At 71.1% G+C, this 22,010-nt stretch carries 23 protein-coding genes; 14 read left to right on the forward strand and 9 right to left on the reverse strand.

Going from position 1 to position 22,010, the window contains the following annotated elements; genetic code table 11:
• Nucleotides 1-239: 239 nt before the first annotated feature.
• Nucleotides 240-1,454 carry an ABC transporter permease gene (locus tag F9C12_RS13500; protein ID WP_409466091.1) on the reverse strand — a complete coding sequence of 405 codons (1,215 nt, stop codon included), beginning with the start codon at nucleotides 1,452-1,454 and terminating at the stop codon, nucleotides 240-242.
• The gene (locus F9C12_RS13505; RefSeq protein WP_409466092.1) at nucleotides 1,451-2,368 is read right to left on the reverse strand and encodes an ABC transporter ATP-binding protein; all 918 of its coding nucleotides are present in this window, start codon (nucleotides 2,366-2,368) and stop codon (nucleotides 1,451-1,453) included. Before F9C12_RS13505 ends, F9C12_RS13500 begins: the two co-directional genes overlap by 4 nt.
• A gap of 152 nt (nucleotides 2,369-2,520) precedes the next feature.
• Between F9C12_RS13505 and F9C12_RS13510 the strand changes: the two genes are divergently transcribed.
• The 5 genes from F9C12_RS13510 to F9C12_RS13530 all read left to right on the forward strand — a co-directional run bounded on the left by F9C12_RS13510 (nucleotide 2,521) and on the right by F9C12_RS13530 (nucleotide 7,471).
• Entirely contained in the window at nucleotides 2,521-3,732 is a 1,212-nt protein-coding gene (locus F9C12_RS13510; protein WP_409182318.1) for a PucR family transcriptional regulator, read from the forward strand.
• A gap of 277 nt (nucleotides 3,733-4,009) precedes the next feature.
• Entirely contained in the window at nucleotides 4,010-4,873 is an 864-nt protein-coding gene (locus tag F9C12_RS13515) for an ACP S-malonyltransferase (RefSeq protein WP_409467006.1), read from the forward strand.
• Nucleotides 4,870-5,853 carry a beta-ketoacyl-ACP synthase III gene (locus F9C12_RS13520; protein ID WP_409182320.1) on the forward strand — a complete coding sequence of 328 codons (984 nt, stop codon included), beginning with the start codon at nucleotides 4,870-4,872 and terminating at the stop codon, nucleotides 5,851-5,853. The genes F9C12_RS13515 and F9C12_RS13520 overlap by 4 nt, the downstream gene beginning before the upstream one ends.
• A 70-nt stretch (nucleotides 5,854-5,923) precedes the next feature.
• Nucleotides 5,924-6,169, forward strand: coding sequence for an acyl carrier protein (locus F9C12_RS13525; protein ID WP_009074690.1), 246 nt, complete (start codon nucleotides 5,924-5,926; stop codon nucleotides 6,167-6,169).
• A 51-nt stretch (nucleotides 6,170-6,220) separates the two neighbouring features.
• Nucleotides 6,221-7,471, forward strand: a complete 1,251-nt coding sequence (locus F9C12_RS13530) for a beta-ketoacyl-[acyl-carrier-protein] synthase family protein (RefSeq protein ID WP_409182321.1) — start codon at nucleotides 6,221-6,223, stop codon at nucleotides 7,469-7,471.
• Nucleotides 7,472-7,537: 66 nt separating this feature from the next.
• Here F9C12_RS13530 and F9C12_RS13535 read toward each other — a convergent pair whose 3' ends face one another.
• Entirely contained in the window at nucleotides 7,538-8,137 is a 600-nt protein-coding gene (locus F9C12_RS13535; RefSeq protein ID WP_409182322.1) for a hypothetical protein, read from the reverse strand.
• A 23-nt stretch (nucleotides 8,138-8,160) separates the two neighbouring features.
• Complete coding sequence (locus F9C12_RS13540; protein ID WP_101435050.1) at nucleotides 8,161-8,664, reverse strand: DUF3145 domain-containing protein; 504 nt, start codon at nucleotides 8,662-8,664, stop codon at nucleotides 8,161-8,163.
• A gap of 268 nt (nucleotides 8,665-8,932) precedes the next feature.
• On the opposite strand from F9C12_RS13540, the gene F9C12_RS13545 reads away from it, so the two are divergent.
• A complete protein-coding gene (locus F9C12_RS13545) occupies nucleotides 8,933-11,140 on the forward strand; it encodes a hypothetical protein (RefSeq protein ID WP_409466093.1) in 2,208 nt (735 codons plus the stop codon).
• Between the two features lie 23 nt (nucleotides 11,141-11,163).
• Here F9C12_RS13545 and F9C12_RS13550 read toward each other — a convergent pair whose 3' ends face one another.
• Nucleotides 11,164-11,733: a TetR/AcrR family transcriptional regulator gene (locus tag F9C12_RS13550; RefSeq protein WP_409466094.1), complete on the reverse strand. Its 570-nt coding sequence runs from the start codon at nucleotides 11,731-11,733 to the stop codon at nucleotides 11,164-11,166.
• 25 nt (nucleotides 11,734-11,758) lie between these two features.
• Nucleotides 11,759-13,153, reverse strand: coding sequence for a dihydrolipoyl dehydrogenase family protein (locus tag F9C12_RS13555; protein ID WP_409466095.1), 1,395 nt, complete (start codon nucleotides 13,151-13,153; stop codon nucleotides 11,759-11,761).
• Nucleotides 13,154-13,298: 145 nt separating this feature from the next.
• Between F9C12_RS13555 and F9C12_RS13560 the strand changes: the two genes are divergently transcribed.
• Nucleotides 13,299-13,946 carry a histone-like nucleoid-structuring protein Lsr2 gene (locus F9C12_RS13560; protein WP_409466096.1) on the forward strand — a complete coding sequence of 216 codons (648 nt, stop codon included), beginning with the start codon at nucleotides 13,299-13,301 and terminating at the stop codon, nucleotides 13,944-13,946.
• A gap of 82 nt (nucleotides 13,947-14,028) precedes the next feature.
• Here the strand turns inward: F9C12_RS13560 and F9C12_RS13565 are convergent, their stop codons facing one another.
• The 3 genes from F9C12_RS13565 to F9C12_RS13575 are packed head-to-tail and all read right to left on the reverse strand — an operon-like array spanning nucleotide 14,029 to nucleotide 15,886.
• Complete coding sequence (locus tag F9C12_RS13565) at nucleotides 14,029-14,757, reverse strand: biotin/lipoate A/B protein ligase family protein (RefSeq protein WP_409466097.1); 729 nt, start codon at nucleotides 14,755-14,757, stop codon at nucleotides 14,029-14,031.
• A gap of 45 nt (nucleotides 14,758-14,802) precedes the next feature.
• Nucleotides 14,803-15,204, reverse strand: coding sequence for a VOC family protein (locus F9C12_RS13570; protein WP_409466098.1), 402 nt, complete (start codon nucleotides 15,202-15,204; stop codon nucleotides 14,803-14,805).
• A gap of 4 nt (nucleotides 15,205-15,208) precedes the next feature.
• Nucleotides 15,209-15,886, reverse strand: a complete 678-nt coding sequence (locus tag F9C12_RS13575) for a TetR family transcriptional regulator (protein WP_409182329.1) — start codon at nucleotides 15,884-15,886, stop codon at nucleotides 15,209-15,211.
• 93 nt (nucleotides 15,887-15,979) lie between these two features.
• Here F9C12_RS13575 and F9C12_RS13580 point away from each other — a divergent pair, with 93 nt between their 5' ends.
• The 7 genes from F9C12_RS13580 (at nucleotide 15,980) to F9C12_RS13610 (ending at nucleotide 21,988) form a co-directional block, all read left to right on the forward strand.
• On the forward strand, nucleotides 15,980-17,068 hold the full coding sequence (locus F9C12_RS13580) for a ferredoxin reductase (protein WP_409466099.1): 1,089 nt from the start codon (nucleotides 15,980-15,982) through the stop codon (nucleotides 17,066-17,068).
• Nucleotides 17,069-17,085: 17 nt separating this feature from the next.
• On the forward strand, nucleotides 17,086-18,195 hold the full coding sequence (locus F9C12_RS13585; RefSeq protein WP_409466100.1) for a fatty acid desaturase family protein: 1,110 nt from the start codon (nucleotides 17,086-17,088) through the stop codon (nucleotides 18,193-18,195).
• Nucleotides 18,196-18,203: 8 nt separating this feature from the next.
• A complete protein-coding gene (locus tag F9C12_RS13590) occupies nucleotides 18,204-18,422 on the forward strand; it encodes a hypothetical protein (protein ID WP_409466101.1) in 219 nt (72 codons plus the stop codon).
• Between the two features lie 484 nt (nucleotides 18,423-18,906).
• Nucleotides 18,907-20,160: a sensor histidine kinase gene (locus F9C12_RS13595; RefSeq protein WP_409466102.1), complete on the forward strand. Its 1,254-nt coding sequence runs from the start codon at nucleotides 18,907-18,909 to the stop codon at nucleotides 20,158-20,160.
• Nucleotides 20,161-20,184: 24 nt separating this feature from the next.
• On the forward strand, nucleotides 20,185-20,829 hold the full coding sequence (locus tag F9C12_RS13600; protein ID WP_409466103.1) for a response regulator: 645 nt from the start codon (nucleotides 20,185-20,187) through the stop codon (nucleotides 20,827-20,829).
• A 16-nt stretch (nucleotides 20,830-20,845) separates the two neighbouring features.
• Nucleotides 20,846-21,256, forward strand: coding sequence for a YjbQ family protein (locus tag F9C12_RS13605; RefSeq protein ID WP_409466104.1), 411 nt, complete (start codon nucleotides 20,846-20,848; stop codon nucleotides 21,254-21,256).
• A 30-nt stretch (nucleotides 21,257-21,286) separates the two neighbouring features.
• A complete protein-coding gene (locus tag F9C12_RS13610) occupies nucleotides 21,287-21,988 on the forward strand; it encodes an HAD family hydrolase (protein ID WP_409467007.1) in 702 nt (233 codons plus the stop codon).
• The last annotated feature ends 22 nt before the right edge of the window (nucleotides 21,989-22,010 follow it).

The following is a 22,010-nucleotide window of genomic DNA, read 5'->3' on the forward strand; positions in this document are numbered from 1 at the left end:
AATAGCGGGCGGGCGCGACACTGCGCGAAGGGCATTAACGGGAGCGTTGCGGGCAAAAGGAGCAGCGGGCTCGCGGGGGCGGCGTTCACGCAACTCACCCGTTGCCGCTAACCCACGTGGGTTAGGGCCTCGGCTGCCCAGGTCCCGCACGCGGTCGGCAGGGCCACCGAGAGTAGAGGCTTTCCGGCGCCGGAAAAAGCGGGCCGCGGCAATCCGCCGCGGCCCGCCGTGCTTCGCGGTCAGGCAGCGCGCAGCGCGTCCCGCAGCTTCACCTTCGCGCCGGTGCGCATCACCGCGTTGCGGTAGATCCGCGCGGCCAGCCAGATCAGCGCCGGGATGAGCGCAACGACCAGACCGACCGACAGCACCGCCTCCCACACCGGCACGCCGCCCATCGCGAGCCGCATCGGCATCAGCGTCGGCGCGAACACCGGGATCACCGACAGCACCTCGGCCAGCGGGCTGCCCGGGTTCGACGGCAGGATCGAAATCCCCACCACGTACCCGGCGATCACGAACATCAGCGCGGGCATCGTCGCGCCGCCCACGTCCTCCTGCCGCGACACCAGCGCGCCGAGCGCGGCGAACACGATCGAATACATGAAGAACCCGAGCAGGTACCAGACGATCAGCCAGATCACGGTGCCGACCGCCGCGTTCACCGAAATCGTCAGCACCCCGAACCCGAGCCCGGCCGCCACGCCCGCGACGCCGATCGCCAGCATCTGGATCAGCCCGACGGTGCCGATGCCGAGCACCTTCCCGGCCATCAGCTGCCACGGTTTGATCGTCGAGAGCAGCAGTTCGACCACCCGCGACGTCTTCTCCTCGACGACGCCCTGTGCCACGCCCTGCCCGTTGAGCATCAGCGACAGGTAGATCAGGATGCCCGCGATGATGCCGAGCACCAGCTGCTGCCCGTTGTAGTCGTACGGTTTTTCGAGCGGCGGCAGTTCGTCAATCGTCGCCTCGGCGGTCGCCTGGCGCACCTTCGCCGGATCGCCGCCGAGGGACTCGATCTGCTGGTTGAGCGCCAGCTGCCCCTCGAGCACGGTGAACGTGTTCTTCAGCTTCGCGTCCAGGTCCTTCTTCACCTGGACGTGGACCCGCTTCGCGTCCTGCACCAGCAGCGCGTCGATCGAGCCGTCGCGCAGCTTCGCCTGGCCGGTCTGCTCGTCGGGCACCTGCTCCGTCGCGACGGTCTGGCCGATCGACTTCCCCGTCGCGGTCAGCGGTTCGGCCAGCTGCGAAGCGGCCGGCACGTAGCCGACCGTCGCGTCGGCGCTCCCGCCGCCGCTGAAGAACTTGAAGACCAGCGCCAGCGCGACGACGATCAGCACCATCACCAGCGTGGTGATGCGGTAGGCCTTGGAACTGACGCGCGTGGTGATTTCCCGCCCGGCCACGAGGCCGACCGCGGACAACGGGCTCATCTGAACGTTCGACCCGGTCATGCCGCGGCCTCCTGCTGATCGGACACGACGGAACGGAACAACTCGGTCAGGGACGGCAGTCTCCGGGCGAATTCCCGCACCGGCCCGGTCGCCAGCGCGGCGCGCAGCACCGCCTGGTCGTCCGCGCCGTCGGCCAGTTCGAGCTCGGTCACCGCTCCGGTGCGGCCCACGACCGTCACGCCGGCCAGCCCGGCCGCCCAGTTCTCCGGAGCGTCCGGCGCGTCGACGAGCAGCCGGGTCGTCCCGCCCGCGCGCAGTTCCGCCACCGTGCCGGAGGCTTCCATCCGTCCACTCCGGACAATCCCGATCCGGTCGCACAGCCGTTCCACCAAATCCAGCTGGTGGCTGGAAAACACGACCGGAACGCCCTCGGCCGCCTTTTCCTTCAGCACCTCGCTCATCACGTCGACGGCCACCGGGTCCAGTCCGGAAAACGGTTCGTCCAGCACGAGAATCCGCGGTTCGTGCACCAGCGCGGCGGCCAATTGCACGCGCTGCTGGTTGCCGAGGCTGAGCTTCTGCACCTCGTCGTCGCGGCGCGCGGCCACGCCGAGCCGTTCGGTCCACCGTTCGCTCGACGCCTTGGCCTCCGCCTTGGGCATTCCGTGCAGCCGGGCCAGATACGTGAGCTGTTCGCCGACCTTCATTTTCGGGTACAGCCCGCGTTCCTCGGGCATGTAGCCGATCTGGCGGCGCGTTTCGTGCGTGACCGGCTCGCCCGCGTACCGCACCTGGCCGGCGTCGGCGCTCAGCACGCCGAGCGCGATGCGCATCGTGGTCGTCTTGCCCGCCCCGTTGCTGCCGACGAATCCGAAAAGCTCCCCCGGCCGCACGTCGAACGTCATGTTCTCGAGCGCCACCACGGCGCCGTACCGTTTGGAGATCCCGTCGATCTCCAGTCCGGGCTCTGGCATGGCCCGTCCCCCTGTTCTCTTTTCCCCGGGACGGCCCCCTGCCGTCCACCCGGGATCCTAGGCACTCCGTCAGGCCGCCGCCCACCGCCTGAGGTCGCCGCCGCGTCCGCCTAAAGTTGCGGGCCGCCGCGGCACGTAGGATCGGATCCGACATGGCCGACACCACGGGACGCCCCGCCCGCAAACACCACGGGCTGTCCGCGAAAACGCTGCGCAGCCTGGAGCACGCCTCCGGGCGGCTGGCGAGCGCGAGCGTCGCGGAAATGGAACGCCGCCTCGTCTGGTTCGCGCGGCTGCCCGCCGACCAGCGCGCCAGCGTGCTGCTGATCACGCAGACCGGTGCGAGCGGATTCGTCGCGTGGCTGCGCGATTCGAAGGAAGCGCTGAAGCTCACCACGGAAGCGTTCCGCGACGCGCCGACCGAAGTGTCGCGCTGGATCAGCCTGCGCCAGGCCGTGGCGATGGTGCGGCTCGCGATCGAGGTATTCGAAGAACAGCTCCCCGAATTCGCCGCGTCCGAAGCCGAGCGGGCCGCGCTGATCGAGGGAATTCTGCGCTACGGCAGGGAAATCGCTTTCGCCGCGGCCAATTCCTACGCCGCCGCGGCGGAAGCGCGCGGCGCGTGGGACGCCCGCCTCGAAGCGCTCGTGGTCGACGGAATCGTCCGCGGCGACGCCGAGGAATCCGTTCTCTCGCGGGCCGCGGCGCTGGGCTGGGATCCGGCCGCGGCGGCGACGGTCATGGTGGGGAATCCGCCGTCGGAAGACCCGCCGACGGTGGTTTTCGACGTCCGCGCCCGCGCCGCCCGCGTCGGCCGCGCGGTGCTGCTGTCGGTGCAGGGCTCGCGGCTGGTGATCGTGATCGGCGGCCCCACCGAGGGCGGGCCGAAGGAACGCGAAATCCTGAGCCGGATGTCGACGGTGTTCGCCGACGGCCCGGTCGTCGCGGGACCGACCGTGCCGACCCTGGCCGAGGCGCACCACAGCGCGGCCGAGGCCCTGTCCGGCCTGCGCGCGGTGGTCGGCTGGCCCGCCGCGCCGCGCCCGGTCCGCTCCGACGACCTGCTCCCCGAACGCGCCCTCTCCGGCGACCCCGGCGCGGAACGGCTGCTGGTCGACCTGGTGGCCCGGCCGCTGGAGGAGGCGGGCGCGGCGCTGCAGCGCACCGTCGAGACCTATCTGGACACCGGCGGGGTGCTGGAACGCTGCGCGCAAACGCTGTTCGTGCACCCGAATACGGTCCGGTACCGGCTGCGCAAAGCCGCCGAACTCACCGGCCGCAACCCGACCGACGCCCGCGACGCCCTGGTGCTGCGGGTCGCGCTGACGGTCGGCAGGCTGGCCCGGGCGCGCGGGCTGTGGTGATCGGCCCGCGACGGCCTCGGCGATCATGGCGGCCCGTGCCCGGAACCGAGCCGCGGCGGCCGCGGCGGGTGACAGACTTCACGGCAAGCGCTGGTTGAATCCCACAAGGCGGATGGGTTAAGGGCCGAGTTCTCCGGCGGGTCTTTGGAGGTTTCCTCCAATAACGCCGCACGGACTTGGTGACCGCCCGCAGCCGAAGCCCGAGGGGACCCGTGGTCTCATAGACAGCGTGACAGTCGCAGTCCTCTCCCCCGGCCAGGGTTCCCAAGCCCCCGGCATGCTCGCTCCGTGGCTCGAGCTCGACGGCGCCCGCGCGCGCGTCGAAGAATGGTCCGCCCGTGCCGGGCTCGATCTGATCCGCCTCGGCACCGAGGCCGGAGCCGAGGAGATCCAGGACACCGCTGTCGCGCAGCCGCTGATCGTCGCGCTGTCCCTGCTGTCCTTCGAGCACCTGCCGGTCGCCGACGACGCTCCGGTCGCCGGGCACTCGGTCGGCGAACTGGCCGCGGCCGCGATCGCCGGCGTGCTCACCCCCGCCGACGCGGTCGCGCTCGCCGCGGTCCGCGGCGCGGAGATGGCCAAGGCGTGCGCGCTCGAGCCGACGTCGATGGCCGCGGTGATGCTCGGCGACCCCGAGGAAGTCGCCGCGTGGCTGGAAAGCCAGGGCCTTGCCGCCGCGAACCGCAACGGGGCCGGGCAGATCGTCGCCTCCGGGTCCGCCGCCGCGATCGAGCGGATCATCGCCGAGCCGATGGAGGGCACGAAGATCCGCGCCCTCAAGGTCGCCGGCGCCTTCCACACGCCCTACATGGCTCCCGCGGAAGACGCCCTGCGCGAGCACGCCGCCGCGCTGTCCACGGCCGACCCGACGCGCCCGCTGCTGTCCAATGCCGACGGTCAGGTCGTCACGAGCGGCGCGGAGTACCTGCGCCGGCTCGTCGCCCAGGTGACCCGCCCGGTCCGCTGGGACCTCACCATGGACGGGCTCGCCGCGCTCGGCGTGGACCGCACCGTCGAACTGGCGCCCGCGGGCACCCTGACCGGCCTGGTCAAGCGGCAGCTCAAGGGCGTCGTCACCACTACCACCGCGCTGAAGTCGCCCGCCGAGCTGGCGGCGCTGCGCGAGGAGGACGCCCAGTGACCGCCCGCCCTGCCCTGCGCCTCGCCCAGGGCGCGCCCGCCGCCCGCATCCTCGGCTTCGGCAGCTACCAGCCGGACCGGATCGTCACGAACGACGACCTGTCGCAGGTCATGGACACCAGCGACCAGTGGATCCGCGACCGCGTCGGCATCATCGAGCGGCGGTTCGGCGAGAAGGACGACGTGCTGGTCGACTACGCCGTCGCCGCCGGGGCCAGCGCGCTCGCCGACGCGGGCGTCGACGCGTCCGAAGTGGACACCGTGATCGTGCCCAACTGCACCATGCCGTCCCCGATCCCGAACGCGGCCGGACAGGTCGCCGCGCGGATCGGCGTCCCGAGCCCCGGCGCGTTCGACCTCAACGCCGCGTGCGCCGGATTCTGCTACGGCCTCGGCGTCGCCTCCGACCTCGTCCGCGCGGGCTCGGCGAAGAAGGTCCTCGTGATCGGCGCGGAAAAGCTCACCGACGTGGTGGACCCGACCGACCGCGCGAACGCGATCATCTTCGCCGACGGCGCGGGGGCCGCGGTGGTCGGCGGTTCCGACGAACCGGGCATCGGCCCGGTGGTGTGGGGCAGCGCGGGCGACCTCGTCGACCTGATCTACATGCGCGACCACCAGTGGATCTACCAGGAGGGCCAGTCGGTCTTCCGCTGGGCGACCACGCAGATCGCGCCGATCGCGCTGCGCGCGCTGGAAGCCGCCGGGCTGGAACCGTCCGATGTGGACGTGCTGGCCCCGCACCAGGCGAACCTCCGGATCGTCGAGTCGATCGCCAAGAAGCTGCGCGCCAAGGGGGCGCGCGAGGACCTGGTGGTGGCCGACGACATCAAGTACTCGGGCAACACCTCGTCCGCCTCGATCCCGATGGCGCTGGACCACATGCGCAAGGCGGGGACGGCGAAAAGCGGCGACGTGGTGCTGGCGGTCGGCTTCGGAGCCGGGCTTTCCTATGCCGCGCAGGCGTTCGTCCTGCCCTGAGCGATACTTCCCCCGCGGGCGCCGTGCCCGCGAGCGGACCCGCAGAAGAACCGAGAAGGGAACAACACCGATGGCTGACAACACTGAGATTCTCGCCGGCCTCGCCGAGATCGTCGAAGAGGTCGCCGGCGTGGCTCAGGACGACGTCACCGAGGAGAAGTCGTTCGTGGACGACCTGGACATCGACTCGCTGTCGATGGTCGAGATCGCCGTGCAGGCCGAGGACAAGTTCGGCGTCAAGATCCCGGACGACGAGCTGGCCAACCTGAAGACCGTCGGCGACGCGGTGAACTACGTGTCCGCCAACTCGAAGTAAGTCCTCTTCGTACCCGGGCCCCGGTCCGGAGCCGACCTTGGGGAGACTCCCATGAGCAACATCGACGTCGTGATCACCGGCATGGGCGCGACCACGCCTCTGGGCGGGGACGTCGCGTCCACCTGGGACGGTCTGCTGGCCGGCCGCAGCGGGATCCGCACGATCGAGGCGGACTGGGCGGAGGAGCTGGACCTGCCGGTGCGGATCGCGGCGCAGCTCGCCGTCGAGCCGACCGACATCCTGCCCCGCGTGCAGGCGCGCCGGCTCGACCGGTGCGAGCAGGTGGCGCTCATCGCCGCCCGCCAGGCCTGGGCCGACGCGGGGTTCGCCGAGCAGACCGACGAGCACACGGACGTCGAACCGGAACGCCTCGGCGTTTCGATCGGCACCGGGGTCGGCGGGCCGGTGACCCTGCTGACCCAGAACGATCTGTTGCACCAGCAGGGTCTTCGCAAGGTGTCGCCGCTGACCGTGCCGATGCTGATGCCGAACGGCCCGGCCGCGCACGTGGGCATCGACCTCAAGGCGCGGGCCGGGGTGCACTCGCCCGCGTCGGCGTGCGCGTCCGGGGCCGAGGGCATCGCGAACGGCTTCGAGATGATCCGGTCCGGACGGGCCGACGTGGTGGTCGCGGGCGGTTCCGAGGCGTGCATCCACCCGATCACCGTCGCCGGGTTCGCCCAGGCGCGCACGGTGTCGACGCGCAACGACGACCCGGCCGCGGCGTCGCGTCCGTTCGACGTGAGCCGCGACGGCTTCGTGCTCGGCGAGGGCTCCGGCGTCGTCGTGCTGGAGCGGGCCGACCGCGCGAAGGCCCGCGGCGCGCGGATCTACGCGAAGCTGGCCGGCTACGGCCTGACGTCGGACGCCTACCACATCACCGGCAACCACCCGGAGGGCATCGGGCAGATCGCGGCGATGCGCGCGGCGATGGCGATGGCCGGACTGTCCCCTTCGGACGTCGGCCACGTGAACGCGCACGCGACGTCCACTGTGGTCGGCGACATCGGCGAGGCGGCCGCGATCCGGTCGGCGATCGGCGAGCACCCGGTGGTCACCGCACCGAAGGGCGCGCTCGGCCACCTCGTCGGCGGGGCCGGCGCGGTCGAGGGCATCGCGACGATTCTCGCGGTGTACGAGGGCATCGTGCCCGCGACGCTGAACCTCACCGAGCAGGACCCGAAGGTGCAGCTCGACGTCGTGGCCGGGGAGAACCGCAAGGTCGAACTCACCGCCGCGCTGTCCAACTCCTTCGGTTTCGGCGGACACAACACGGCGCTGCTGTTCACGCCGGCCAACTGAGTCCCCTTTTCGCGCTGAAGGCCCCGCGGTAGTTTCCCGCGGGGCCTTCGGCGTTTCACCGAGTTTTCAACACTTGTCGTGTTCGGTCGCCGTGCCGTCGACGGTGTCGATCCGGTACGAGCCGTGCTCGTATTTCATCGGCAGCACCAGCCGCCAGCGGATGCACTCGTGCGGGAAGTCGACCGGGGCCTCGTTGAGCGACTGGGTGCTGGTGAACCCGACCAGAGCCCGCAGCGTGCCCTGCGCGCCCGGTTCGATGCGGTACAGCAGGATGTCGACGTCCTTCGTGGACTGGAAGTTGCGGTGCCAGTCCGCTTCCGGCGTCCGGCTGCGGCGCGCGTCGCTGACCGTCTCCGTCCAGGCGTCGTAGTCCTTTTTGTTCAGCGCGGTGAAATAGGCCTTCAGCACGGTGCGGACGGCATCGTCCTGCGGATGGTTCTCGGCGTCCGGGGTGGCCCCGACCTCGACCGCGCCGGACTTGTCGGCCGAGCCGCCGCTGGTCGTGGCCGACGGGGCCGTGGCCTCGCCGTCGGCCGCGCGCGGGGAATCCGGGCGGCGGTACAGCTCGCGGGCGAGCAGACCCCCGGCGACGGTGATCGACAGGACCACCACGAGCACAGGGATCAACCACCGCTGGCGGGAAGGCGGGGCCGGCTGAACGCTCACCCGGGTGAGGGTACCGCCCCCGCTCACCCGACCTGGTGCAGCCAGGTGACCGGGGCGCCGTCGCCCGCGTGCCGGTACGGCTCGAGCGCCTCGTCCCAGGCGGCGGCGAGGAGTTCGTCGAGTTTGTGCGCGAGGGTTTCGCCGCCGCGGGTCATGCTGACGAGCGCGCGCAGCTGGTCCTCGCCCACGACGATGTCGCCGTTGGCGCTGGTGCGGCCGTGCCAGAGCCCGAGGCCGGGCGCGAAGCAGAACCGCTCGCCGTCGACGCCCGCGCTGGGCTCCTCGGTGATCTCGAAGCGCACCATCGGCCACGCCTTGAGCGCGCTGGCGAGTTTGCCGGCGGTGCCCGCGGGCGCGCTCCAGCTGCATTCGGCCCGGAGCTGTCCGGGACTGGCCGGCTGGGCCGTCCACTTCAGCTCGACCCGGGCACCCAGGGTGCCCGAAATAGCCCACTCGACGTGCGGACATACCGCAGACGGCGACGAGTGGACGTACACCACGCCTCGGGTGCTGCCACGGGTGCTCACTGCTGACCTCCGCTTGTTCGACGAGGGACGTCTTCCCCTACGACCTCTCGAACTCTGCGCAGGTTGCGTAGCCTCCACGGCAGTTCCCGACCTGTGTAGCACATTCTGCACCCCAACCGTGCCGTTTGGCCACATGAACACCACAAGTCGCAGCGGACGACCCATTGTGGTGAGGCACGCCGACGCGAGGGCGCGGAGCGCGGTTCCGGCGGCCCGGCACGCTAGCGTGGTGCACCGGAAACGCTGCGGATTCGACAGGAGAATTTCGGTGCGACTGGTCCGTCTCGGGCAGCAGCCCTCGCGCGTCGCGGAAGACGTGCGGGCCGCACTGGCCTCCCTCGGCCGGGGGAGCACGGTGATCGGCGGCGTCGCGCTCGTCGGCGCCCGCCCGACCGGGGACCGTCCGGTCGAGGCGGTGGTGGTGCTGCCCGCGGGCGTGCTCGTCGTGATCGGCGTGGACCTGCCCGACCCGGCCCTGCGCCTCGAAGCCCCGCTGAGCGGCCCGTGGAAAGCGGACGGCTGGCCCCTGGTCCACGGCGACGACGTCAATCCCGCCACCGAAGCGCTCGACCTGTCCCAGGACTGCGAACGCCGCATCGCGGAACTCGGCGGCGGCCCGGTCGGCACGATCGTGGCGGTCGGCCCGTACGTGGAGACCGTCGACCAGCCGCCGGGCGACCTCGCGGGCCCGGTCCGGGTCCTGCACCCGACGCCGACGACCATGCTGGCGGCGACGGTCTCCCTGGCCACCGCCCGGCATCCGCGCTCGGTGGACCAGGCGCGCGCGTTGATCGCCGCGCTGGCCCCGGACGCGCCGGAGCTTTCGGACGAGGTTTTGCGCGGGGAAGGGTTCGTGCGGTTCGCCGACGACGTTCCGGTCCCGCCCGGGCCTCGTTCTCCCGTGACGGCTTCGGCTGGCGCCGGGGCTGGGGTGGCTGGCGCGGCGACGACGGCTGGTGCGGCAGCGACCCCGGCGAGCAATGGCAGCGCTGCTCCGAAGTCCTCCTCCTCGCCGAGGCCCGCTGTTGCTGCTCCCGCGACCAGCGCCCCTGCTGCTGCCGCCCCGGGAGCGGTGGCAGAAGCAGCAGCCAGTTCTGGCTCGGCAACTCCGGACTCCGCCCGAGTCGGCACCGGCCAACCGGCCAGTTCCAGCTCCACCCCCACCGCCACCAATCAACCGACCAGCACCGGCTCCACCCCGGCCGCCACCGGTCAACCGACCAATTCCAGCTCCGCCCCCACCACCAGCCAACCTGCCAGTTCCAGCTCCGGCCCGGCCCTCGCCAGTCAACCGGCCAATTCCGGCCCCGCCCCCGCCGCCACCGGTCAACCGGCCAATTCCAGCCCCGCCGCCGCTGGCTCGGGTCCTTCCGGTGCCGGAGCCGCGGTCGCCACCCCAGCCGGACCGTCCGCCGTCCCCGGCGGCACGACGGCCACGCCAAGGCCGGAAGCCCCCGCCGGTCTCCCCGTCTTCCCCGGCGGCAGCAACGCCTCCATCGCCGCGGGATCCGCCGTTGCTTCCCCCAGCGCCCCTTCCGTGCCGCCGAAACCCGCCGTTCCCCCGGCTCCGCGGCCGAAGATCATCGCCGTGCGGCCGCCGCGGCCGGAGATTCCAGCGATCGAGCCGGACTCGCTTGCCGAAGCGCCCACCGAGTCCGCCGATCCGCCCGAGGCTCCGACCGAGAAGATGCCGTCTCCGGCGAAGCCGCAAAGCACGGAACGTCCGCGCGGAGCCGTTCCGCCGGTGGCCCCGGTGCACGTTCCCGGGCCGAGCAGTGCACCGCAACCCGCCCGGCCGGCTCCGGTGGCCGCGGCCGGAGCGACCAGCGCGGGAGCCGAGCCGGGAAAACCGGCCTCCCGGACCGTCAAGTGGGTGCCCATCGCGGCGATCGTCCTGCTGGTCGTCCTGGTGGTGTCGGCGATCGTCGTGGCGACCAGCGGCGGTGACGAAACCACCGCGGCGCCGCCCGCCAGCAGCGCGCCGCCCAGCAGTGTGCCGAGCCCGGTGCCGAGCAGCGTCACGTCGAGCGCCCCGCCGGCCCCGACGCTCACCTTCGAGCCCCGGGCGAGCAGCGCCGACCAGAAGTGCGCCTCGCACGCTTTCGGGGACGTGCAAGCGAGTCTCCAGCAGACCAGCTGCTCCGCGGTCCGCCGCGCGAGCTACACGGCGCTCGTGGACGGCCGGCCGGCCGCGGTCACCGTCGCGGTGGTCGAGTTCCCCGATGCCGGACAGGCCAATCGCCTCAAGCAGATCGCGGACAACCCCGGCGGCGGCGGAATCCTGGACGTCGCCACGGAAACCGGCAAGTGGCCGTCCGGCCCGCCGCAGTTCGACGGCGCCGCCTACGCCAGCAAGATCGACGGGAACGGCGTGCGGCTCGTGCAGGCGGTCTGGCAACCCGGACCGTCCACTGCGGACGATCCCGGCCTGGCCCGCGCGGCGAAGGGCGCGCTCGACCTGCACCTGCCGTCCTGAGGCGACGGCTCAGCGGCCTCCGCTCACTCCCACCCGTTCTCCAACAGGTCGAACGCCGCGTCGACCACCCGGGGCGGATCGTCCGAGCGTTCGGCCAGCGAGGCCGTCTCCAACGCGAAATGGGCGAGCACCGCACATCGCGGATCGTCCTCCGGCGCACCGGTTTCCGCCGCGATCACGCGGCTGAGCGAGTGCTCGTGCCCCATCCACATCTTGTGCCAGTACTCGGCGAGCGCGGGCGTCTCCCGCACCAGCCGCAGCAGCGGTGCGGCTTCCGCGCGGATGCCGGAGGTCGCCCGTTCGTGCATGTGCGAGCGGAGCGCCGCCAGCACCGACGTGCCCTCCGGCCGGTCGCGGACCGCCGAGACCAGCGCTTCGTCCACCTCCGGCTCCCGGTCGAACACGAGAGCTTCCTTCGTCGGGAAGTGCTTCATCAGCGTGGTGGTGGACACGTCGGCGGCGTCGGCGATCTCGCGCACGGTCACCTGGTCGTAGCCGCGTTCGAGGAACATCCGCAGGGCAGCGTCGGCCAGCGCCTGGCGGGTCGCCGCCTTTTTGCGTTCACGGCGGCCGGGAACGGGGGCACTGGTCATGCCCCGACGCTACCGGAACCGCGGCTCAGAGCCCGTAAGCCTCCAGCAGCCGCAGCCACACCTCGCTGATCGTCGGGAACGCCGGGACCGCGTGCCACAACCGGTCCAGCGGCACTTCGCCGACGACCGCGATCGTCGCGGAGTGCAGCAGTTCCGCGACGTCCTGGCCGACGAACGTGACCCCCAGCACGACGCCGCGTCCGGGGTCCACGACCATCCGCGCCTTGCCCTGGTACCCGTCGGCGTGCAGGGAGGAACCGGCGACCGCGATGTCGATGTCCACCACCCGGTCCGCGGATCCGTCGCGGGCCTCGGTCAGGCCGACCGACGTCACCTCCGGATCGGTGAAGACCACCTGCGGCACCGCGTGATGGTCGGCGGTCGCGCTGTAGCGGCTCCACGGTTCGGTCGAGATCTCCTCGCCGCGAGCCCGGGCGGCGACCGAGTCCCCGACGACGCGAGCGGCGTATTTGCCCTGGTGGGTCAGCAAAGCGCGGCCGGTGACGTCGCCCGCGGCGTACAGCCAGCCACCCTCCACAGCGGACACTCGGCCGCTTTCGTCCACCTCGAGCGCGCGGTCGGTCGGCAGGCCGAGCACGTCCAGTCCGATCGAGCTGGTCGCGGGCGCGCGGCCGGTGGCGACCAGGAGTTCGTCGACGACGAGCTCGCCGCCGCCGGACAGCTTCAGCCGCGTTCCACCGTCCACACTGGACACTTCGCTCAAGCCGGAGTTCACGTGCACGCGAACGCCCGCCTCGCGCAAACCGTCCAGCACTAGGTCGCCGGCGAACTCCGGCAGCCTCGGCAGCGGACGTTCGCCGGTGATCACGAGGTCGACCCGCGCGCCGAGCCGGGCCCACGCCTGGGCCATTTCGACGCCGACCACGCCGCCGCCGAGCACGCCGAGCCGTCCGGGCACCTCGGTCGCCGACGTCGCTTCCCGCGAACCCCACGGCTTGACGGTGTCCAGACCGGGAATTTTCGGCGTGCGCGGGACGCTGCCGGTGCACACGATCACCGCGTGCCGGGCGGCGAAAACGCGTCCGTCGTCGAGTGTGACCTCGCGCTCGCCGGTGATCCGGCCGGAGCCGCGCACGGGTTCGATGCCCGCGCCGCGCGCCCATTCGACCTGGCCGGAGTCGTCGCCCTTGCCGGTGAACCAGTCGCGGCGCGCGAGCACCTTCTCCGGATCGAGCGCGTCGCCGACCGGCACCCCGGGCATCCGCTTGGCCGCGGCGAGCAGGTTTCCCGGGCGCAGCAACGCCTTGCTCGGGATGCACGCCCAGTACGAGCACTCCCCGCCGAACCGTTCGTGTTCGAGCAGGGCCACCTTCAACCCGCCCTTGGCCGCCCGTTCGGCGGCCACTTCCCCGACCGGACCCGCCCCGATGACCACGACGTCGAAAGTCTCTGCTGCCATGCGCACAGCGCACACCACCGCGCGGGTTCGCGCAAGCCTGCCGGTATTCTCGTCCGAGAGCTGCAAGAAACCGGCGGCACCGCGGAATCCGGGTCGTCGCCGTGCCGGTTGCACGCACGACCACGATCGAGCACGGGAGGCTCCCATGGCGAGGAACACCGCTGTCCGCACGCAGGACGACCTGACCGGAGGACGCGCGGCCGAGACCGTCGCGTTCGCGCTGGACGGCGTCGAGTACGACATCGACCTCGGCGCCCGCAACGCGGCGGCGCTCCGGCGGCTGCTGGAGCGCTACGCCAAGGCGGGCCGCCGGACGGGCGGGCGCAAGCTGCGGCCGCGGCTCGTCGCCGGGGCGAAGAAGGCCGAGTCCAAGCCGGCGGCGGAGAAGCCCGCCGCGGCGGGCAAGGGCGCGAAAGCCGTTGCCGGCAAGAAGACCGCGGCCGCCAAGACCGCCCGAACGAGCGGCGCGCGCAAGGCTCCCGCCAAGTCCGCGGCAGCCAAGCCGGCGAAGGCCGTCGCGGCCAAGACCACCGCCAAGCCGACGAGCGCCGCGGCGAGCAAGACCACGGCCAAGCCGACTAGTGCTGCGGGAAGCAAGACCGCGGCCAAGGCGACGAAGGCCGCCGCGGTCAAGGCCCCTGCCGCGGCGACGGCGAAGAACGCGACCGGCAAGACGTCCGCACCCGTGAAGGCAGCCGCGCCTGTGAAGGCGGCCGCTCCGGCACCGGCCAAGCCGCGGCGCAAGGCAGCCAGCGCGGTGCCGCCGGTGCTGTTCTCCGCGTCCGGCAGCTGACTCGTTCCAGGAAGGGCTCCTTGCGGAAATCCGATTTCCGCAAGGAGCCCTTCACCGTGGCTATGCCAGTGAGACAAGGCGATTACGAACGCTGGCGTCCTTCGGCGTGCCACTCCGGGTACTCGTAACGGCTCCACAGCAACGCCCGCTGCCGTTCCAGCTCGCCCGCCGTCGGTTCGCGCGGCGGGAGCGGACCGAGCAGTCCCGCCGCGGCCGCGCGCACGGTGTCTTCCACCTCGTTCAACGGCAGCCGCACCCCGTGGTCCAGCAGGGACGCGACCTTGCTCCGGTGCGAATCCAACGGTTTCGGGTCCGGCGGCGGACCGGTGAGGTACGCGCCGACGCGAGCGGCATCGGTGTCGACCAGCAACGTCGAGTGCGCCAGCAGCACGTCTTTGGTCCGGAAAACCGCGAAGCCGCACAGTTTCGCGTCGCCGACGAAGATGCCGCGGTCGCCGATTCTGGCTGGGAGACCGAGTTTCTCCACTGCGGAGGACATCACCAGGCCGAGCATTTCCAGCGGACGCGGCGCGGGACCGGGAAGCACGAGCGTCACGTTGAGATTGCCCGGGTCGTGGAACACCGTGCCGCCGCCGCTGGCCCGCCGCAGCACGGGAACGCCGTCGCGGGCGCATTCGGCCACGCGGACTTCGCGCGCGATTCGCTGCCCCCGGCCGACCACGACGCACACCGGGTTCCGCCACAGCCACACCACCGGACCCGTGGGCCCCTCGCGCAGCAGTGCCTCGTCGAACGCCAGGTTTTCGGCGGGGTCGGCGAATTCGGCCCGGACTTCCGACCCGCTCGGCATAACGTTCCTCCACGATCAGCTGGACCCCGGGATCGTAGAGCAGGCTCAGGACGCGGCCGGGCCGAGCAGGTCCCAGCGGTTGCCCGCGACGTCCCGGAACACGACGACCTGGCCGTACGGTTCGGTCCGCGGTTCGCCGAGGAACTCCACCCCGGCGGCGCGCATCCGCCGGTGACTGGCGTCGAAGTCGTCCACCCGAAGGAAAAACCCGACGCGGCCGGCGTGCTGTTCGCCGACCGCGCGGGACTGCCGCTCCCCGTCGGCTCGAGCCAGCAGGATCCCGGTTTCGCCGCCCGGCGGGCGGACGACCACCCACCGCTTGGGGCGGCCGTCGTTGGTGAGCGACGGCGAGTCCTCGACCAGGTCGAAGCCCAGCGCGCGGGTGAAGAACTCGATCGCCTCGTCGTAGTCGTCGACGATGATCGCGGTCAGGTGCAGGAAAGCCATGGCGCTAAGGCTGCCAGTGCGGCACCCCGAGCAGGATCATTCGGAGCCGTTTTTCCGCCGCGGCCAACGTCCGCTCGTCGGCGGCGGTGTCGCCGGGGCGGATTTCCAGCAGTTCGGCGACCGTGCCGAGCATCGCGGTGACGATGAGGTCGGCCAGCAGGTGCAGGTCCTCGGTCGGCCAGGTGCGCAACGGATCGAAGCGCGCCAGGTCCAGCGCGAGGTCGCTGGAGAACATCCGCATCTCGACCGCGATCGCCCGCGACACCGCGCCCGCACCGGCGTAGCGCTCGCGCGTGACGAACCGGAAGTGGTCCTCGTGCTCGCGGACGTGCCGGTGCAGCGTGCGCACCGAAGCCCGGATCATCCCGCCGTAGCCGCTCTGCTCGGTGCGCGCGCCGCGAAGGAGGCCGCGCAGCGTGCGCGTGGTCTCCTCGACCAGCGCGACGCCCAGTTCCTCCATCGACGAGAAATGCCGGTAGAACGCCGTCGGCACGATGCCCGCGCCCTTCGCGACCTCGCGCAGCGAAAGGCTGGCGAAACTCCGGTCGGCGAGCAGGTCGAGCGCCGCGTCGAGCAGCGCCTGACGGGTGCGCTGTTTGCGCTCCTGCCGGCTCACCGGGCCGGCCGGCTCCTCGGCTGCAGACACGTCGAGCAGCGTACTGGCGATCGCCGCATGGCCCACGTCACATCACCTCGCTTCCGCGTTGACAGGCCCCGGGGCCTTGCCCCCACACTAGTCAGTGTACGACTGTGCACTCAAACTTCTGGAGGGGTGATGACCGCACTGCTCCCGCGCCGCGTGCGCGGGCTCGTCTCGCTCGCCGAGGCGCTGCTCACCCCGCACGGCGCGGACCGGTACCTCGAACTGGTCGACCCGATGCTGGTGCGGCGCGAGATCCGCGGCCGCGTCACCGCCGTGCGGCATCAGACGCCGGACACCGTGACCTTCACCGTGCGGCCGAGCCGGGCGTGGCAGGGCTTCCGCGCCGGGCAGTACGTGCGGATGCAGGTGGAGATCGACGGCGTGCGCCGGACCCGCTGCTACTCGCCGTGCGGCGCGCAGGGCAGCGGCGACCTGGAGTTCACCGTGAAAGCCGATCCGAAGGGCCTGGTGTCGCGGCATCTGCAGGACACCGCCGTCGGCGCGGTGGTCGGGCTTTCGCCCGCGGACGGCGAGTTCACGCTGCCGTCGCCGCGCCCGGACCGGATCGTGCTGATGAGCGGCGGCAGCGGCATCACGCCGGTGCTCTCGATGGCGCGGACGCTCGTCGCCGAGGGGCACCCCGGCGAGATCGTGTTCCTGCACTACTCGAACACCCCCGAGGACGCGCTCTACCGGGAGGAACTGGCCGAACTCGCCGCCCGGCACCCGGGTTTCCGCGTGGTCCACGCGCACACCCACGCCCGCCGCGGCGGCGACCTGCACGGCCTGTTCTGCGTCGAGCACCTGGAGAAGGCCGCGCCGTGGTTCCGCGAGGCCGAGACGTACCTGTGCGGCCCGGCTCCGCTGATGGCCGCCGCCCGCGAACTCTTCGAAACCGAAGGGTTGAGTGCACAACTGCACACCGAAGAATTCACCGCGGCGCCGCTGACCTTCGCCGCGGAGGCGGCCGAGGGCCGGGTGCGGTTCGCCCGCAGCGGCCGGGAGTGCGACAACTCCGGCAAGCCGCTGCTCGAACAGGCCGAGGACGCGGGCCTGACGCCGGAGCACGGGTGCCGGATGGGCATCTGCTTCTCCTGCACGCAGCTCAAAACCGCCGGACGCGTCCGCAACGCCCGCACCGGCGAGGTCTCCGGCGAGGAGAACGAAGAAATCCAGCTCTGCGTCAGCGTCCCTGTCGGGGACGTCGAAATCGACGCCTGACCACCGGAGGAAACATCATGACCGGTTTGCAGGACCGCCTGACCCCCGCCCAGGTCGAGGAATTCGGCCGCGAACTCGACGCGCTGCGCCAGCGGATCGTCGACGACCTCGGCGAGGAGGATCTCGAGTACATCCGCAAGATCATCAAAACCCAGCGCGCGCTGGAGGTGACCGGCCGGGGCCTGCTGTTCGCCGGCTTCCTGCCGCCCGCGTGGCTGGCCGGCGTCGCGGCGCTGTCGGCGGCGAAAATCCTGGACAACATGGAGATCGGCCACAACGTGATGCACGGCCAGTACGACTGGACGCGCATCCCGGAGCTGAGCTCGCAGCGGTTCGAATGGGACACCGTCGCGCCGGCGGAGAACTGGCGGCATTCGCACAACTACATCCACCACACGTACACGAACATCGTCGACAAGGACCGCGACGTCGGCTACGGAATCCTCCGGATGGACCCGGCGCAGAAGTGGCATCCGTACTACCTGGGCAACCCGGTGTACGCGACGCTGCTCGCGCTGCTGTTCCAGTGGGGCGTGATGCTGCACGACCTGGAGGTCGAACGGGTCGTGAAGGGCGAGCGGACGTGGGCGGAAAACGTGCCGGTGCTGCGCCGGATCGTCCGCAAGGCCTCGCGCCAGATCGGCAAGGACTACGTCCTGTTCCCGCTGCTCACCGGCCCGCTGGCGCCGCTGACGTTCCTGGGCAACGCGAGCGCCAACCTGGTCCGCAACCTGTGGGCGTTCGCGATCATCTTCTGCGGCCACTTCCCGGCGGACGTCGAGAGCTTCACCGAGGAAGAGACCGAAAACGAAACGCGCGGCCAGTGGTACCTGCGCCAAATCCTGGGCTCGGCGAACATCACCGGCGGCCCGCTGTTCCACATTCTGTCGGGGAACCTGTCGCACCAGATCGAGCACCACCTGTTCCCGGACCTGCCCGCGCGCCGCTACCCGCAGATCGCCGGAGAGGTGCGGGAAATCTGCGAACGCTACGGCCTGCCGTACAACACCGGCCCCCTGCACAAGCAACTGTGGTCGGTAGCGAAGAAAATCGTGCGGCTGGCCCTCCCCGGAAAACCGGCCCAGCCCGCTACCGTGGACCCGGAACGGCAACTCCGAGCAGCCTGAGGAAGCCCATGGTCGGCCCATTCGAAAGTGGCAAGGACACCGTGCAGGAGCTGACGGAGTCAGCAGCCACCCACATCGGCAACATAGCCACCATCATCACCGGCGCAGTCCGCGACATAGCCCGCGAAACGGGCGACTGGTTCACGGACCTGATCGAAATGCGCGAAGCAGCCCAACGCGCCCAAGAAGACGAAGCCCGCCTGGACCAACCCACCAAGGCGGACTGACTCCGCAGCCCACTCGGCAGGTCCGTGAACCCTAGGGAACTCAGAGTTCCTGAAGGTTTCCCTCACTGGCCTGCCGCGGCAATGCCCCCAATGCCACATCCGGTGCCTCCCACGCACCGGATGTGGCATTCGTGCATCTAACGCACCCACCGCCACGCTGGGGCGCTAGCCCCAGCCATAAAACCGCAGCCTCTGCACCCAAACAGCGAGGCACCCAGCCCTCCCCCGCCCCCGATACAAAGCCGCCCTGCGGTTCGGGGGTGCTTGTCAAGGCATCTTTCCCGCCTTGACAAGCACCCCCGAACCGTCAGCACAATGAAAAATCGGGGTGCCCCACGCAACCACCAACCGGCAATGTCGCCGCCAGGGCGACGAGCCGGGGGCTACCCCCACCCCACACCCCCAGCCACCCCCATACCCCCGCCCCCAAACCCAAGGCAAACTCACCCAGGTGACCCACCCCCACCACCCCCAAGGTCACCGAATGACCCTCCGCCACCTCTGGCCAGCCACCGCGCGCCAATCCCTCGCCGAAGCCACCTGGCTGGCCACCACCGGCCTCCTCCCCTTACTCTCCGTAATAATCCTCCTAGCCGGAACCGCCCTAGGCCTAGCCCTGACCCCCCTCCTCCTAGGCATCGGCATCCTCACCACCGTCCTCCGCCTCGCGAAACTCTTCGGCGCCCTCCACCGCCGCCTGGCCGCGAAACTCCTCGACCTCCCCCTCCCGCCCCCGCCGAAACCAGACCTGAAACCCGGCCTCTGGAACTGGCTGACCGCCCGCCTAGGCGACCGCGCCGCCTGGCGCTCAGTCGCCTACCTCCTGGTCCGCCTCCCCGCCGCCCTCCTGGCCCTGCTCGGCGCCGGCGCCCTCGGCTTCTACGGCCTCGCCTCCTTCACCTACCCGCTGACCTGGCTCCTCGAGACCAGGCCAGGCCACGGCCTGCCGGTCTTCAACATCCAGAGCGACAACTGGATCGGCAGCCTCGTCTGGTGCATCTCCGGCATCCTGATCCTCGCCGCCTGGCCCGCCGTCATCCACCTGATCGCCTCCGCGGACCGCCTGCTCCTCCGCACCCTCGCAGCCGACCCCGGCCTCCGCGAACGAGTCCGCTTCCTGGAAGAAACCCGAGCCACCGCACTCGACGACGCGGCGGAGCAGCTCCGCAGAATCGAGCGCGACCTCCACGACGGCGCCCAAGCCCAACTGGTCGCCATGGCCATGAAACTGGGCCTGGCGAAGGAAGAACTCGCCACCGACAGCGTCGACCTCGACCAGATCCGCACCCTGGTCGACGCCGCCCACAGCAACGCCAAACAAGCCCTCACCGAACTCCGCGACCTGGCCCGCGGCATCCACCCCGCGGCACTGGACAAGGGACTCGGCCTCGCACTGTCCACTTTGGCCAGCTCAGCCGACTTCTCCGCGACAGTCACCGTGGAACTCAGCCGCCGCCCGCCACCGTCGCTGGAAACGATCGTCTACTTCGCCGCCGCCGAACTCATGACCAACGCGTCCAAACACGGCACCGGACGGTGCACCGTCCTGGTCGAAGACCGCGAAGCCGTACTGCGACTGACCGTGCTCGACCACGGCCCGGGCGGCGCCGCGATCATCCCCGGCGGCGGACTGGCCGGAATCGCCGAACGACTGCGTCCGGCCGACGGCGAACTGACCGTGTCGAGCCCGGACGGCGGCCCGACCGTCGTCACCGCCACGCTCCCGCTGCCCCGCTAAACTCGGCGAAAGGAGGGGGAAATCGTGCGGATCGTGATCGCGGAGGATTCGGCCATCCTGCGCCAAGGCCTAGTCGAACTGCTGGGCCTGCGCGGCCACGAGGTGGTCGCCGCAGTGAAGAACGCCGACGACCTGCGCGGTGCCGTCCGCGAGCACCAGCCCGACGTGTCCATTGTGGACATCCGGATGCCGCCGACGCACACCGACGAAGGCCTGCGCGCGGCAATCGACCTCCGTGCCGAACGCCGCGGCTGCGCGATCCTGGTCTTCTCGCAGTACGTCGAGACCAATTACGCCAAGCAACTCCTCGCCGGCGAAGCGGGCGCGGTCGGGTACCTGCTGAAGGACCGCGTCGCCGAGGTGTCGGACTTTCTCACCGCGCTCGAACGCGTCGCCGCCGGGGAGACGGTGCTCGATCCGGAAGTCGTCCGCCAGCTCTTCGCGACCACCGGCCAGGCCGGTCCGCTCGCCGAGCTGACGCCGCGCGAACGCGAGATCCTCGGGCTGATGGCACAGGGACGGTCGAACTCGGCGATCGCGGCGGAGGCGTTCCTGTCCGCGGGCTCGGTCGAGAAGTACGTGACGAGCATCTTCGGCAAACTGGGCCTGCCGCCGTCGGACGGGCACAACCGGCGGGTGCTCGCCGTACTCCGCTATCTCGATTCCTGACGCCTACCCTGGCGGTATGTACTCCACCGAGATCGAGGTGCGCACCGGCAACACCGCGGTCGTGCACAACCTGACCCGGGAAGCCGATAAGTTCCTGCGCGACGCCGACGCCACCGACGGGCTGCTGCACGTGTGGGTTCCGCATGCGACGGCCGGGCTCGCGGTGCTGGAGACCGGCGCGGGCAGCGACGACGACCTCCTCGCCGCGCTCGACGACCTGCTCCCCCGCGACGACCGCTGGCGCCACCAGCACGGCACCGGCGGGCACGGCCGCGACCACGTGCTCCCGGCGTTCCTCCCGCCGTACGCGACCGTGCCGGTGCTCGGCGGCGTGCTGCTGCTCGGCACCTGGCAGTCGGTGTGCCTGGTGGACACCAACGTCGACAACCCCGTCCGCCGGGTCCGCTTCAGCTACCTCACCGGCTGATCCGGCCGTAGCATCGCTGGCGTGACCGCCATTCGCGCGCACCGGCTGGTGCTCTGGGACATCGACCACACGCTCGTCGACTACACCGGGCTGGGCATCGGCTGGTACGGAGCCGCGCTCGCCGCGGCGACTGGCGCGGAGTTCCGCACGCACCCGGACTTCGGCGGCCGGACCGAACGCGCGATCACCGCCGACGTGCTGAGGATGCACGGCATCGAACCGGACGAGGAAACCATCCAGCGGATGTGGCGGGAGCTGATCGCGGCCGTCGAACGCGCCCGGGCGAGCCTGCCGGTGCAAGGCCGGGCGCTCGACGGCGCGGCGGCCGCGCTCGCCGATTTCGCCGGGCGCGACGGGGTCGTGCAGAGTCTCATCACCGGGAACCTGCCGGAAATTTCGCGGCACAAACTCGCCGCGCTCGGTCTCGACGCACATCTCGATCTGGAGATCGGCGGCTACGGTTCGCTTTCGCCGCGCCGCTCGGATCTCGTCCCGCACGCCGTCAAAGCCGCGGAAGCGAAGCACGGAATCGAATTCCCCGCGGAATCCGTAGTCATTCTCGGCGATACTCCCCATGACATCGAGGCCGCGCTCGATTACGGCGCGGTGGCGATCGGCGTTGCCACCGGCCGGTTTTCCGCCGAACAGCTGACGGGCTCCGGCGCGCACCGGGTTCTGCCGGACCTCGCCGACCTGTCCGCCGTCCGCGCGGCGGTGCTCGGAGAGCCGTGAGGCGAGCGGCTGGGATCACTCG

The sequence above is a fragment of the Amycolatopsis sp. GA6-003 genome, assembly GCF_046267895.1.
Lineage (GTDB): Bacteria > Actinomycetota > Actinomycetes > Mycobacteriales > Pseudonocardiaceae > Amycolatopsis.